Annotated in this window: 11 protein-coding genes; 2 read left to right on the forward strand and 9 right to left on the reverse strand. The window is 72.0% G+C overall.

The genetic code is table 11. The annotated features are described in order from the left end of the window. Positions 1-75 precede the first annotated feature (75 nt). A complete protein-coding gene (locus ACIHFD_RS37170) occupies positions 76-3,774 on the forward strand; it encodes a S8 family peptidase (protein WP_397370967.1) in 3,699 nt (1,232 codons plus the stop codon). On the opposite strand, the gene ACIHFD_RS37175 is transcribed toward ACIHFD_RS37170, so the two are convergent. Then, positions 3,759-4,304 (reverse strand): TetR/AcrR family transcriptional regulator, encoded by a 546-nt coding sequence (locus tag ACIHFD_RS37175; RefSeq protein ID WP_397370968.1) that lies wholly within the window; start codon positions 4,302-4,304, stop codon positions 3,759-3,761. The genes ACIHFD_RS37170 and ACIHFD_RS37175 overlap by 16 nt on opposite strands. A 71-nt stretch (positions 4,305-4,375) precedes the next feature. Between ACIHFD_RS37175 and ACIHFD_RS37180 the strand changes: the two genes are divergently transcribed. Next, complete coding sequence (locus ACIHFD_RS37180; RefSeq protein WP_397370969.1) at positions 4,376-5,179, forward strand: SDR family NAD(P)-dependent oxidoreductase; 804 nt, start codon at positions 4,376-4,378, stop codon at positions 5,177-5,179. Between the two features lie 24 nt (positions 5,180-5,203). Here ACIHFD_RS37180 and ACIHFD_RS37185 read toward each other — a convergent pair whose 3' ends face one another. Genes ACIHFD_RS37185 through ACIHFD_RS37220 form a run of 8 tightly spaced genes read right to left on the reverse strand, consistent with a single transcriptional unit; the run spans position 5,204 to position 13,543 of the window. After that, the gene (locus ACIHFD_RS37185; RefSeq protein WP_355198513.1) at positions 5,204-5,935 is read right to left on the reverse strand and encodes a carbon-nitrogen hydrolase family protein; all 732 of its coding nucleotides are present in this window, start codon (positions 5,933-5,935) and stop codon (positions 5,204-5,206) included. A 25-nt stretch (positions 5,936-5,960) separates the two neighbouring features. Further along, complete coding sequence (locus tag ACIHFD_RS37190; RefSeq protein ID WP_355198590.1) at positions 5,961-6,389, reverse strand: helix-turn-helix domain-containing protein; 429 nt, start codon at positions 6,387-6,389, stop codon at positions 5,961-5,963. 31 nt (positions 6,390-6,420) lie between these two features. Further along, entirely contained in the window at positions 6,421-8,010 is a 1,590-nt protein-coding gene (locus tag ACIHFD_RS37195; protein ID WP_397370970.1) for an ABC transporter ATP-binding protein, read from the reverse strand. Next, complete coding sequence (locus ACIHFD_RS37200; protein ID WP_397370971.1) at positions 8,007-9,068, reverse strand: serine hydrolase domain-containing protein; 1,062 nt, start codon at positions 9,066-9,068, stop codon at positions 8,007-8,009. Before ACIHFD_RS37200 ends, ACIHFD_RS37195 begins: the two co-directional genes overlap by 4 nt. Further along, positions 9,065-10,228, reverse strand: a complete 1,164-nt coding sequence (locus ACIHFD_RS37205) for an anhydro-N-acetylmuramic acid kinase (RefSeq protein WP_397370972.1) — start codon at positions 10,226-10,228, stop codon at positions 9,065-9,067. Before ACIHFD_RS37205 ends, ACIHFD_RS37200 begins: the two co-directional genes overlap by 4 nt. Continuing rightward, on the reverse strand, positions 10,225-11,037 hold the full coding sequence (locus tag ACIHFD_RS37210) for an ABC transporter permease (protein WP_355198520.1): 813 nt from the start codon (positions 11,035-11,037) through the stop codon (positions 10,225-10,227). Before ACIHFD_RS37210 ends, ACIHFD_RS37205 begins: the two co-directional genes overlap by 4 nt. Continuing rightward, the gene (locus ACIHFD_RS37215) at positions 11,034-11,978 is read right to left on the reverse strand and encodes an ABC transporter permease (RefSeq protein ID WP_397370973.1); all 945 of its coding nucleotides are present in this window, start codon (positions 11,976-11,978) and stop codon (positions 11,034-11,036) included. Before ACIHFD_RS37215 ends, ACIHFD_RS37210 begins: the two co-directional genes overlap by 4 nt. Before the next feature lie 8 nt (positions 11,979-11,986). Further along, positions 11,987-13,543: an ABC transporter substrate-binding protein gene (locus ACIHFD_RS37220; protein WP_397370974.1), complete on the reverse strand. Its 1,557-nt coding sequence runs from the start codon at positions 13,541-13,543 to the stop codon at positions 11,987-11,989. Between the last annotated feature and the right edge of the window lie 66 nt (positions 13,544-13,609).

A 13,609-nucleotide genomic window follows, 5' to 3' on the forward strand; every position in this document is an offset into this window, starting at 1 on the left:
ATTCGGTATTCGTGCTTACCGATTCTCTGGAGGTCGTCCATGGGACGATGGCGGGTTGCGGCCGTCTCCATGGTCATGGTCGCATCGTTATTCTCGGCACCCGGCGCGCACGCCGGCACCGAGGCGGCCGGCCCGCCGATGGCGTTCACGAGCGCCCCGGCCGGCGAGATCACGCTGATCACCGGTGACCAGGTGCAGGTGCGGGCCGTGGACGGCGAGCACCGCGCGGTGACGGTCACCCCCGCGCCGCGGGCGGACGGCTCCGTGCCGACGTTCCAGGTGCTGGAGACGGACACCGGCGTGATCGTCGTCCCCGACGACGTCGCCGCCCTGGTCCCCGACCGGCTCGACACCGCGCTGTTCAACGTGACCGAGCTGGCCGAGCAGGGCTACGCGGGAGGCGCCATCCCGCTCATCCTCACCTACGAGGGCAACGCCACCAAGGCCGCCATCCCCGCCGTCAAGCAGGCCCGCACGCTGGAGAGCATCGGCGGCGCGGGCGTGTCGGTGGCGACCCGGGACGCCGCGGCGTTCGGGGCCGAGCTGGCCAAGCTGGCCACCCCGAGCCTGCGGGCGGCGGGCCCGCTGGCGGGCGTGCGGAAGATCTGGCTCGACCGCAAGGTGAAGCCGGACCTGGAGCAGAGCGTGCCGCAGATCGGCGCCCCCGAGGCGTGGGCGGCCGGGTACGACGGCACCGGCACGACCGTGGCCGTCCTCGACACCGGCGTGGACGCCGCGCACGCCGACCTGGCGGGCAAGGTCGCCGACCAGCGCGACTTCACCGGCCAGAGCGTCGCCGGCGACCCCCACGGGCACGGCACCCACGTCGCCAGCACCATCGCGGGCACGGGCGCGGGCGGCGTCGGCAAGGGTGTCGCGCCCGGCGCGCGGCTGCTCAACGGCCGCGTGCTCGACGCCGACGGCTACGGCCAGCTGTCGTGGATCATCGACGGCATGGAGTGGGCGGCCGGCGAGAAGCACGCCGAGGTCGTCAACATGAGCCTGGGCAGCCGCGAGCCCGGCGGCCCGCTCACCGCGGCGGTGACGCAGCTCAGCAAGCAGTACGGCACGCTGTTCGTGGTGGCCGCCGGCAACGACGGCTGCGACGGGTGCGTGGGCGCCCCGGGCGACGCCCCCGAGGCGCTGACCGTCGGCGCGGTGGACAAGCGGGACGCGCTGGCGCCGTTCTCCAGCAGGGGCCCGATCACGGCCGACCAGTCGGTCAAACCCGACGTCACCGCCCCCGGCGTGGACATCACCGCCGCCAAGGCGGGCGGCGGCACCCTCACGCTGTCCGGCACCTCGATGGCGACCCCGCACGTCGCGGGCGCGGCGGCGCTGCTGCGCCAGGCCCGCCCGGGGATCGCCGGCAACGAGCTGAAGTCGCTGCTCATGGCCAGTGCCAGGCCCGGCCAGGACATCTCCGTGGACGAGCAGGGCGCGGGCCGCATCGACGTGGCCGCCGCGCTGAAGGGCTCGGTCGTGGCCTCGACGGGCTCGGCGAGCTTCGGCAAGCTCACCACCGGCGAGCGGAAGAGCCTCACCGTGGGTTACCACAACCTCGGCCAGACGCCCGCCGAGCTGGACCTGTCGGCCGGCGACGCGTTCACCGTCGAGCCGTCCGAGCTCACCGTGCCCGCCGGTGGGAAGGCCGAGGTGACGGTCACGGCCAAGGCGGCCGAGAGCGGGCTGGTGCGCCAGGAGTTGACGGCCGCCGTCGCGGGCGGCAGCCCGGTCCGCACGCTGCTGACCGCCAGTGTCGACGACAAGCGCGTCGAGCTGCGCGTACGCGGCATCGCCCGCGACGGCCGCCCCGGCCGCGGCGGTTTCACCGTCCTCAACCTGGACGAAGGCACCCTGGTCGGCCGCCTGCTCCCCGGCGACCCCTCCCAGCCCTGCACCGACCAGAAGTACGGCACCGGCACCTGCCTGCTGGTCAAGCCCGGCACCTACTCCGTGCTCGGCCACATCTTCACCATGCCCGCCACGCAGGACAGCACCGCCGGCGGCAAGCCGCTCAACGAGAGCCTGCTCGGCGACCCGGAAATGAAGATCACGGAGAACACCGAGGTCGTGCTGGACGCCCGCAAGGCGGTCGAGGTGAAGGTCGAGACGCCCGACCACCGGACCAAGCGGAACACCGGCGCCGCCGGGGCCCTCATGTGGTATCGCTCCGGTGAGCAGGGCACCGCGCTGCGCGGCGGCACCACGATCTCGCCCGGCGCGCAGATCGAGGAGCGGCTGTTCGTCCAGCCCACCAGGAAGGTCACCAAGGGCACCTTCACCGTCGCCACCCGCTGGCGGCTGGCGGCCCCCGAGATCGAGCTGTCCACGCCGGGCCTGGACCTGGAGCCGCAGTACGTCGACCCGGTCCAGTTCAGCGACTTCTCCACCGAGTACCCGCGCCTGGACGGCACCCAGCTGCTCATGGCCGTGGACGCGGGGCGGGGCAGCGCCGAGGAGATCAAGGCCCGTGACCTGCGCGGCAAGCTCGCCGTGATCCGCCGCACGGACGGCGTGCCCGTCTCCACCCAGTCCAACGCCGCCGCGGCGGCCGGGGCGAAGATGGTCGCCGTCTACAGCGACCGGCCGGGGGCCGACGTCACCACCGGCGGAAACAAGGTGAAGCTCACCGTCCCGACCGTGCGCCTGACGCACGAGGAGGGGCTGAAGCTGGTCGCGCGGCTGCGCCACCTGCCCGTGCCGATCCTGGCCAAGGGCAACGTCGCCAGCCCGTACGTCTACGACCTCTACCTGCGCGAGAAGGGCCGCGTGCGCGACTCGCTCACGTACGTGGTCAGGTCGAGGTCGCTGGCCAGGATCGAGACCGGCTACCACAGCCAGCTGGCCGACGACGTGACGATGAACGAGGCCAGGTTCGTCTTCGAGCCGTGGGACACTTCGTCCATCTCCACGAACCTCCCCCTGGCCAAGACGCCGCGCACCCGCACCGACTACGTCACCCCCGACCCCGAGCTGAAGTGGAGCTCGTCGGCGGGCAGCCCGGAGCGGTCGTACAACAACATGTGGCCGCACCCCGACACGCCGCGCGTCCTGATGTCGTCGCCGGAGTTCCGCCCCTACGAGGTGGGGGAGCGGGTCGGCCGGACGCTGTTCAAGCAGCCGGTGATGCCCGGCATCAACCCGCGCAACCCGCTGCGCCGGGACGGCGACCGGCTGCGCATCTCGATGCAGGGCTTCGTGGACGCCGACCGCAACTACGGCGACGGGTACACCAGCATGTTCGAGCACGGCCTGAAGAGCGACTTCCGGCTCTACCAGGGCGACAAGCTGCTGTTGCAGACGAACTACCTGCCCTCGGGGTCGGGCGTGCTCCCGCCGGAGCAGGCCACGTACCGGATCGAGTACGACCTCGCCAACGAGGCCGAGTGGGCGAAGCTGTCCACCCGCACGAGGGCGGTGTGGACGTTCGGCTCGGAGCGGACCACGGCGACGACGGTGATCCCGCTGCTGCTGGCCTCGTTCGACGCGCCCGTGGACCTGAGGAACCAGGCCAGGTCGCACCGGCTCGGCCTGTCGCTCTACCACCAGGAGGGCGCGCCGCAGAGCGCGGTCAAGGACGTCTCGCTGGAGGTGTCGTACGACGACGGCGCCACCTGGAAGCCCGCCCGCCTGCGTGACAAGGGCGAGCGGAGTTACGAGACGACGCTCGACCGCTCGCCGTCCGGCTTCGTCTCGCTGCGGCTGAAGGCCTCCGACGTCAACGGCAACACCCTGTCGCAGGAGGTGATCCGCGCCTACGCGGTGCGCTGAACGCCGTGCAGGAGGGTGTCGATCACCCTCGTTGCCAGCGCGTCCGGATCGGAGCCTGGGGGAGAGCCGTGCGCGGCCTCCCCCAGCAGCGCGAGATAGACCTGCCGGGCCCAGACGATGTCGGCGCCGGGGCCCAGCAGCTTCCCGAACACCGCCTCGCACAGCTCCATCACCTCGGACTGCACCGCCTGCGCCTCCTTGCTGAGCGGCACCGGGCGGGCCAGCGTGAACCGCCAGCCGAGCTTGATCTGCAGGATGTTGGCCGTGGCCTGATGGAGCGCCACCTGGGCGGGCGCGGTGTGCGGGCGGGCGGCGTGCACGGCGTCCTGGATCTCCCGCCACGCGGCCACCTCCATGGCCTCGATCAGCGCCTCCCGGCTGGCGAACCTGCGGTGGACGGTGGCCCTGGCCACCCCCGCCGCCTCGGCGACCTGCTCCATCGTGGCCACCGGATTGGCGCTGAGCACGTCTTCCGCCGCCGCCATGATCGCGCGCATGCTGCGCTCGGCGTCGGCCCGCAGTCTTCCCATGAAGGAGACGGTACAGCCTAGAACTGAGACGAAATGGCGCAGTTCTAGTAGAACGTGCTACTTTCCAACTCATGACTTACGCACTTGTCACCGGAGCCTCCTCCGGGATCGGCGCCGAGTTCGCGCGTCAGCTGGCCGCCCGAGGGCATGACCTGGTGCTGGTCGCCAGGTCCGGCCCCGCGCTGGAAACCCTCGCCGCCTCGCTGCGCCAGGCCCACGGGGTGCGGGCCGAGGTGCTCGTCCAGGACCTGTCCGCCCCCGACGCGGCCACGCGGGTGGCCGAAGAGGTGGCCGCCCGCGGGATCGCCGTCGAGCTGCTCGTCAACAACGCCGGCTTCGGCACGGCCGGGCACTTCGCGCAGATCGCGCCGGAGCGCGAGCACGACGAGCTCATGGTCAACGTCGTCGCGCTGGTGGGGCTGACGCACGCGTTCCTGCCGGGCATGCTCGCCCGGGGCTCCGGCGGCGTGGTGAACGTGGGCTCCACGGCCGGCTTCAACGTCGCCCCGTACTTCGCGACCTACGCCTCGTCCAAGACGTTCGTGCTCAACTTCAGCCTCGCGCTCTGGAGCGAGCTGCGCGGCACCGGCGTGAAGGTGCTGGCGGTCGCGCCGGGGCCGGTCGAGACCGCGTTCTTCGACCGGATCGGCACCAGGAAGGCGGCCATCGGCGCCAGGCTCGCCACTCCCGAGCTGGTCGTCACGACCGCCCTGCGCGCGTTCGACCGCGACCGCGGGTACGTGGTGCCCGGCCGGGGCAACCTTGGCCTGGCCCACCTGATGCCCCGCCGCCCGCGCAAGCTCCTGGCCCTCATCGGCCGCCGCGTCACGCGCCAGGTCGCCGACGCCCTCACGCCCTCCCCGGGACATGGCTGAGGCGCGCGGCGAGCACGGGCAGCCCTACCGGAAGCCGCGGTCCGCGCGGTCGCGCCGGAAGGCGTCCAGGCGGTCGAAGTCCAGGTCGTGGGCCGAGACCGGGTCGTCGCCCGTGCCGGTGAAGAAGCCGGCGCGGGTCCGCGGGCAGGGGTTGGCGAATCCGGCGACGCCCGCGCAGGGATGCCCGTGGTAGGTGGTCTCGTGGTGCCAGTCGCTGACCGCCACGTACGTCATGAACTCGTACGCCCGCGCCACGGTCATGTGCTGCCACAGCTCGCGCGCCGGGGCGGGGCCGTCCCAGCGGGTGATCGAGAAGGCCGGCACCAGCACCGCGTCGAGGCCGTCGCGCCCGGCCAGGCTGGCCGAGTACCACAGGTCGGCGCAGAGCAGGACGTGCAGGCGGCGGCCGTTCAGCTCGAAGCCAGCGCTCGGGAGGCCGGGGACCACGCCCGAGCGCAGCTCGACGTCGTAGGGGTGGACCTTGTCGTACTCCGTCAGCAGCTCGCCCCCGGCGTCGAACACGGCGCCCCGGTTGACCGGGCCGTCGTAGTGGGACCCGCCGACGACCGCCATCCCCGCCCCCTTGGCCAGGGCGCGCACCCTGGCCAGGTATTCGGCACGGGGCAGGCTGGCGCCCGCCAGCTCGGGCAGGAGCACCACGTCGCCCGAACGGGCGGTGACGAGCTCCTCGATCGCGTCGAAGTTGGCGTGGCCGTCGGGAGACCAGTGAGGGGGCTGAACCAGGAGGATCTTCACCCCTCCACTGTGACGGGTGAAGGGCCTACTGCGGCTGGTGTACGCGTATAACGGACATGTCCTCTACGTGTACGGGCTCGCGGCAGTGCGCGCACACCATGAGCGGCTCCAGCGGCTCGCCGCAGCTGTGCCGCCACACCGTCGGCGGCTCGCCCTTCGTGACGTACCGGTCGCCCCAGTCCATGAGCGACAGCAGCACCGAGTGCAGCGCCCGCCCGGCTTCGGTCAGCACGTACTCGTAGCGCGGCGGGTGCGACTCGTACAGCTCGCGCTCCAGCAGCCCGACCTCCTCCAGCTTGCGCAGCCTGGTGGTGAGGATGTCGCGGCTGGCGCCGGTGTTGCGGGCGATCTGGTCGAAGCGTCGCACGCCCAGCAGGACCTCCCGCATGGCCAGCAGGCTCCAGCGCTCGCCGACGACCGTCAGCGCGTTGGCGATCGAGCATTCCCTGGGCATGCTCACCTCCGAGAGAGTCCGAATTTCCAACCTACCTGTTGCCGGGGATCGCCGCGAGCAGCTCGCGGGTGTAGTCCGCGGACGGGCGGTCGAAGACGTCCTCGGCGGTGCCGCTCTCCACGATCCGCCCGCCGCTCATGACGTGCACCTCGTGCGAGATCATCCGTACGACGGCCAGGTCGTGGCTGATGAACAGGTAGCTCAGCCCGAGCTCGCGCTGCAGCCCGGCGAGCAGCTCCAGGATCTGCGCCTGCACCAGCACGTCGAGCGCCGAGACGGCCTCGTCCAGCACGACCAGCTCGGGCGAGAGCGCCAGCGCCCGCGCGATGGCCACCCGCTGGCGCTGGCCGCCGGACAGCTCGTGCGGCAGCCGGTCGGCCATGGACGCGGGCAGCGACACCTTCTCCAGCAGCTCGGCCGCGGCCTTCCGGCGCTCGGCCGCGGTGCCGACGCGGTGCACGCGCAGCGGCTCGGCGATGGACTTCCCGACCGGGTAGCGGGGGTCGAGCGAGGCGTACGGGTTCTGGAACACCGGCTGGACCCGCCGCCGGAAGGCGAACAGCTCCCGCCTGCCGAGCGCCGCCAGGTCCGTGCCGTCGAAGCGGATGCTGCCGGAGGTGAGGTCGTCGAGGCCGAGCAGCAGGTTCGCGGTGGTCGACTTGCCCGAGCCCGACTCGCCCACGATCGAGACGGTACGGCCCTTCGGGATCCGGAACGAGACCCCGTCCACCGCGGTCAGCTCCTCGCCCGTGCCCCTGATCGGGAACACCTTGCGCAGGCCCTCGACCATCACCAGGTCCTCGCTCTCCTGAGAAGGCTCCGCCACGCGGACCGACGACAGGCTCGGCACGGCGTTCAGCAGCCGCCTGGTGTACTCGTGCGCGGGCTCGGCGAGGATCTCCGCCGCCCGCCCGGTCTCGACGATCCGGCCGTCGTGCATGACGGCCACCACGTCGGCCCGCTCCGCCGCCAGCGCCAGGTCGTGCGTGATGAGCAGGACGGCCGTGCCCATCTCGGCGGTGAGCTGTTCGAGCTGGTCGAGGATGCGCCGCTGCACGGTCACGTCCAGCGCGGAGGTGGGCTCGTCGGCGATGAGCAGCTTCGGCCGGCAGGCCAGCCCCATGGCGATCAGCGCGCGCTGGCGCATGCCGCCGGAGAACTCGTGCGGATACTGGCCGATCCGGCGGGCCGCGTCGGGGATGCCGACGAGGTCCAGCAGTTCGAGCACGCGGGCCCGGGCCGCCTTGCCGGTGGCCACGCCGTGGACCTCGAGCGCCTCGGCGATCTGGTCGCCGACGCGCATGAGCGGGTTGAGGTTCGACATGGGGTCCTGGGGGACCAGGCCGATGCCCGCGCCGCGGATCGCGGTCATCTCGCGCCCGGAGAGCCCGGTCAGGTCGCGGCCGTCGAACATGATCCGGCCGCCGGTGATGCGGCCGTTGTCCGGCAGCAGCCGGTTGACGGCGGCGGCCGTGGTGGACTTGCCGGAGCCCGACTCGCCGACCACCGCGACGGTCTGGCCGGGCAGGATCTCCATCGAGACGCCCTTGACGACGGTGACGTCCTGCCTGCGGGTGCGGAAGGCGACCGAGAGGTCACGGATCTCCAGGAGGGGGGTCATGCGGTCCTCGATCGTTGCGTGATGGTCTGCAGCAGCCCGCCCCAGAGGGCGTCGGTGGGGGTGGGGTCGCCCTCGACGAGCAGGCGGTTGCTCGCCAGGGCCAGGGCGATGTCGCGGCCGGGCACGAAGCCGACCGCGCAGCCGACGTAGCCGGGGTGGCCGAGCACGGTGACGGTCTCGTCCCACAGCTGCAGCTCGTACGTGCGGAACCCCAGAGCCTGCCCGGCGTCGGGGCCGGGGGTGAAGAACTCCTCGGCCACCTCGGGCCGCCACAGCCGGTCGTGCTCCTCGTACCGGGACATCGCCAGGCCGTAGGCGAGCAGGTCCGGCACGGTCGAGAACAGCCCGGCGTGCCCCGCGACCCCGCCGAAGGCGTGATGGGCGTTGCCGTCGGCGACCTCGCCGAGCACCGGCCCGCGCCGCCAGCGCGCGAAGTCGGAGCTGCGGTACGGCACGGGATACGGCCGGCCGGTGTCGAGCATGGCCATCTCGATCCGGTCGTCCAGGGCGCTCATGGCCACCTCGGGGCCCGCCGGGCGGCCGTACCCGGTCGAGCCGAGGCCGAGCGGCTCGGTGACCAGCTCGGTCACGGCCCGGTCCAGGCTCAGGCCGGTGACGGTCTCGACGATCCGGCCGAGCAGGACGAAGCCGAGGTCGGAGTAGTGGCGGGCGCGGCCGGGGCGGTAGCGCGGGGGCGGCGGCGCCGGCTGGATGTAGAGCGGCCACCACTCCCACAGCCCGCCGCGGTGCAGGAGCAGGTCCCGCACGGTGATCGCCTCGTACGAGTGGGCGAGGTACGCGCTCAGCGGCGCGTCCAGGTCCACCAGCCGGTCGGACACCAGCCGGATGAGCGCCGTCGTGGTGGCCACGACCTTCGTGACCGAGGCGAGGTCGTGGCAGGTGTCCAGCGTCATCGGCGCGTCGCCGACGAGCCGGCCGTCCTCCCGGCGCACGGTCCGGTGACCGGCGCACTCGGCGAGGTCGAACCACGGCGTCCGCGCGGCCATGACCACGCCCGCGGGGGCGCTTACCGGGACACCGTGGTCAGGAGAGCTCATCGCGTGAGCACCAGCGAGCGGGGCGGCTCGGCGACCGGCGCCGGCAGCGCGAGCGGCCCCGCGCCGGGCGTCAGCGTGCCGAGGATGCGGGCCTCCCGGGCGCCCGTCCCGCCCGGCGCCGTGCCGGGCAGGCCGTGCGCGGTCAGCCAGCCGATCAGCGCGAACGCGATGGCCTCCTTGTCGTCGGACGGGGCCCCGTAGTCGTCGGATGGCGCCACGTCCACGCCGGGCAGCGCGGCCCGCAGCCCGTCCATGAGCACGGGGTTGCGGCAGCCGCCGCCCGAGACGACCAGCGCGCCCACCCCGGCGGCCCGCACGTCCCGGGCCACCGTCCGGACGGTCAGCTCGGTGAGCGTCGCCACCAGGTCGGCGTCTCCGGGCGCGCCTCCCGCCCGGGCCAGGGCGGCCTCCACGTACCCGAGGTGGAACAGCTCCTTGCCGGTGCTCTTGGGGGCCGCCAGCGCGTAGTACGGCTCGTCCAGCAGCACCTCCAGCAGCCGCTCGTCCACCCGGCCCGAGGCCGCGATCCGCCCGTCCGCGTCGAAGCCCCGCTCGTTCAGCCCTCTGCTCGTGACCACCGCGTCGATCAGCGCGTTCGCGGGCCCGATGTCGTAGGCGTACAGCTCGCCGCCGCGCACCACGGTCATGTTCGCGATGCCGCCCAGGTTGAGCGCCGCCGCCCCGCCCTCGTGGGCCCGCAGCAGCAGCCCGTCCAGCACCGACACCAGCGGCGCCCCGTGCCCGCCCGCCGTGATGTCCCGGACGCGTACGTCCGACAGCACCGGGACGCCGGTCCGCTCGGCGATCCACGCGGGCTGGCCGATCTGCAGCGTGCCGAGCGCGTGCGTGCCCTCCACCCAGTGGAACACCGTCTGCCCGTGCGAGACGATCAGGTCGACGGGCCCGCCCAGCGCGATCGCCGACGCGGCGGCCTCGGCGAAGCTCTGCCCGATGAGCGTGTCGAGCACGCACACCTCGGCCAGCGTCGTCTCGGCCGGCGGCAGCGCCGCGATCAGCCGGGCCCGCAGCTCGGCCGGGTACGGCGTGCTCGCCGTGTGACCCACCCGGCCTTCGAGCAGGCCGCCGACGAGCTCGAAGTCCACCACGGCCACGTCGATCCCGTCGTGCGACGTGCCGGAGATCATCCCAAGAATTCTCATCGTCTTCCTCGCGGGTCGAAGGTGTCACGCAGACCGTCGCCGAGCAGGTTGAGGCCTACCACCAGCAGCACGACGAGCGCGCCCGGCGCGATCAGCGTCCACGGTGCCACGAAGACCAGGCTGCGCGCCTCGAAGATCATCGAGCCCAGTGACGGCGCGGGCGGCGGCGTGCCCAGGCCCAGGAAGCTCAGCGACGCCTCGGTCAGCACCGCCCACGACAGCGACAGGGCGACCTGGACGATGACGATCGAGGTGATGTTCGGCAGGACGTGCCGGAGCATGATCTGCCAGCGGCTCATACCGGTCGAGACGGCCGCCTTCACGTACTCGATCTCCCTGAGCGACAGCACCGGGCCCCGGGTGACGCGGACGAAGATGGGCACGTACACGATGGCGATGGCCACGGCGATCGTGAACCAGTTCCGGTCCAGCACCGACGCCAGCGACAGCGCCAGCAGCAGCGGCGGGAACGCGAACAGCACGTTCGTGACCCCGCCGATCGCGCCGTCGGCGACGCCGCGGTAGAAGCCGGACACGAGCCCGCCCAGCGTGCCCGCCACGGTCGCGAACACCACGGCGACGACCGCGATGAGCGCCGAGTTGCCGACCCCGGCCGCCACCCGGGAGAACACGTCCCGGCCGAACTGGTCGGTGCCGAACAGGTGCGCGCCGGACGGCGCCCCGAACCGGGAGGGCGGGTGCTGCGCGACCGGGTCGTACGGCAGCAGCCCGGCGTACGACAGCGCCGCCACGATCGCCAGCAGCACGAGGATCACCGACCCCGCCACCAGGGCGGGACTCCTCCTCACGAGACCCTCACCCTCGGGTCGATGACCCGGTAGAGCACGTCCGTAAGCAGGTTGACCAGCACGAACGCCAGCGCGATCACCAGCACCGTGCTCTGCACGACCGCGTACTCCTTCTGCTGGATGCCCAGCAGCACCTGCCGGCCGACGCCCGGCACGGAGAAGATCTGCTCCACCACGACCGCGCCGCCGAGCAGGTAGCCGAACTGCAGGCCGGTCATGGTCACGATCGGCACGAGCGCGTTGCCGAGCACGTGCCTGACCTGCAGCCGCCGCTCCGGAACGCCCTTGGCGCGGGCGGTGCGGACGAAGTCGTCCGAGCGCACCTCCAGCACCGCCGTGCGGGTGGTGCGCAGGATCGGCGCCGCGATGCCGAAGCCGAGCACCAACGCCGGCAGGAACATCTGCTGTAGGTTGAGCAGCGGATCGTCGAAGAGCATGGCGAAGCCCTGCCCGTTGGGGTTGAACCCGAACGACGCCGCGAAGATCGACAGCAGCGCCGTGGCCAGCAGGAACGCCGGGACCGACAGCCCCGCCAGGCTCACCAGCTGGCCGAGAGCATCCCTGGGGGAGTTGGCCCTGGAGGCCGCCAGCATGCCCAGCGGCACTCCGATCAGCAGCGCCAGCACGATCGAGAGCACCGCCAGCTCGAACGTCACCGGCAGCGAGTGCAGGGTCAGGTCGAGCACGCTCTGCTGCTGGCGGGCCGAGTAGCCGAAGTTCCCCGTGAACATGTTGCCCAGCCACGAGAAGAACTGCGCGATCAGCGGCTGGTCGAGCCCGTAGTACTGCTCCAGGGCCTGCCGCTGGGCGGGCGTGAGCGCGGCGGCCTCGGTGCCGAGCCCCGCCGTGATCCGGTCGCCGGGGATCGCCCGCAGCATGACGAACACCAGCACGGCCACCCCGAACAGGGTGCCCACCGTGCTGATGACGCGGTTGCGCATACGTCTCATCAGCTGACGGAGGTGGTCCGCAGATACTGCAGCGAGCCGCTGGCCATCGGCACGAAGCCCTGCACGCCGGAGGCCGTGGCGGTGTAGGTGTAGCCGGAGAACAGCCAGATCCAGGGGGCGTTCTCCTCCAGCTTCGCCGAGACCTGCTCGTAGATCGCCTTGCGGGCGGCCTGGTCGGTCGTCGCCTTGCCCTCGGCGAACAGCTTGTCCATCTCGGGCGAGCTGTAGCCGGCGACCTTGTTCAGGTTGCCCTTGCTGGTGAAGTAGCGGCCGTAGGAGCCGTCCGGGTCGGGGCGGCCGCCGTTGAGCGCCACGGCCGCGTCGAAGTCGGCGGCCACCCAGCGGTCCACGAACGCGCCCGACTCCAGCACCTCCAGCTCCAGGTTGATCTTGGCCTCGGCGAGCTGGGCCTTGAGGTTCTGGGCCTCGTTGACCGAGGTCGCGTACTCGCCCTGGGAGACGATGGTCTTGACGGTCACCCCGCCGGACTTGCCCGCCTTGCCGAGGTACTCGGCGGCCTTGGCCAGGTCGCGGGCCGGGCAGGGGCGCTTGTTCGGGTCCGACTTGAACGCTGGGGCGGTGATCGGCCCGGTCACCTCGCCCTCGCCGAGCGCGGCGGTGTCGAGCACCTGCTTGCGGTCGATCGCGCACTGGATCGCCAGGCGCACGTTGACGTCCTTGAGGTCGCCGTGCTGCGCGTTGAGCTGGAGCACGTGGTAGTTGAGCTGCGGCGTCTTGGTCACGGTGAGCGTGCCGCCGCCCTGCGCCGTCTGCGCGACGAGCGGGTCGTTGAAGACCGCGAGCTGCACGTTGCCCGACTGCATGGCCGAGACGATGGACGACTCGTCGGGGATCACCCGGAACTCGACCGTGGCCACCTTGGGCTTCTCGCCGCCCCAGTACGCGTCGTTCCTGGCCAGCGTGATCGACTGGCTCGCCACGCGGTTGCGCAGCTTGAACGGCCCGGTGCCGTTCGGCGTGGTGTTGAGCTTCTCCTCGGTGTCGTCGGAGGAGAGCATCGCCATGTTGACCGTGGCCAGGTTGGCCGGCAGCGCGGCGTCGGGCCCGGTCAGCTCCAGCACCACGGTGCCCGTGTCGGGCGCCTCGACCGACTTCACCGACGACAGCGACGCCCTGGCCACGGCCGCCGTCTTCTCGTCCATGATCTTCTCCAGCGACGACTTCGCGTCCTGGGAGTCGAACGCGCTGCCGTCGGCGAACGTGACGCCCTGTCTCAGCTTGAGGGTGAGCTTCTTGCCGTCGTCCGAGGTCTGCCACGACTCGGCCAGCCCGGGGACCACGTTCAGGTCCTTGTCGAACTCCGTGAGCGTCCCGTACAGGTTCTGCAGCACGTTGACGGCCTGGAACTGGGTGGCCTTCCACGGGAAGAGCGTGTCCGGGTCGGTGGTCACGCCGACCACGAGGGTCTTGCCGGAGGCCGCGCCGCCGGTGCTCGGGGCGGGCCCAGAGGATGAGGACGAGGATGACGAGCAGCTGGTGAGGGCGACGGACAGCGCAGCGGCGATGCCGACCGCGGAGAGTGCGCCACGGGGCATGTTGGTCTCCTGGGGGGAGTCGGTCATAAAATTACGCAGACCCTACCACTGGGGTACTTTCTTTCC

The organism is Nonomuraea sp. NPDC051941 (assembly GCF_044593615.1).

Excerpts from the sequence above, each read along its gene's own strand:
- ACIHFD_RS37170 (WP_397370967.1), top strand. The coding sequence starts at position 76 with ATGGTCGCATCGTTATTCTCGGCACCCGGCGCGCACGCCGGCACCGAG.
- ACIHFD_RS37175 (WP_397370968.1), bottom strand. The coding sequence starts at position 4,304 with ATGGGAAGACTGCGGGCCGACGCCGAGCGCAGCATGCGCGCGATCATG.
- ACIHFD_RS37180 (WP_397370969.1), top strand. The coding sequence starts at position 4,376 with ATGACTTACGCACTTGTCACCGGAGCCTCCTCCGGGATCGGCGCCGAG.
- ACIHFD_RS37190 (WP_355198590.1), bottom strand. The coding sequence starts at position 6,389 with ATGCCCAGGGAATGCTCGATCGCCAACGCGCTGACGGTCGTCGGCGAG.
- ACIHFD_RS37195 (WP_397370970.1), bottom strand. The coding sequence starts at position 8,010 with ATGACCCCCCTCCTGGAGATCCGTGACCTCTCGGTCGCCTTCCGCACC.
- ACIHFD_RS37200 (WP_397370971.1), bottom strand. The coding sequence starts at position 9,068 with ATGAGCTCTCCTGACCACGGTGTCCCGGTAAGCGCCCCCGCGGGCGTG.
- ACIHFD_RS37205 (WP_397370972.1), bottom strand. The coding sequence starts at position 10,228 with ATGAGAATTCTTGGGATGATCTCCGGCACGTCGCACGACGGGATCGAC.
- ACIHFD_RS37215 (WP_397370973.1), bottom strand. The coding sequence starts at position 11,978 with ATGCGCAACCGCGTCATCAGCACGGTGGGCACCCTGTTCGGGGTGGCC.
- ACIHFD_RS37220 (WP_397370974.1), bottom strand. The coding sequence starts at position 13,543 with ATGCCCCGTGGCGCACTCTCCGCGGTCGGCATCGCCGCTGCGCTGTCC.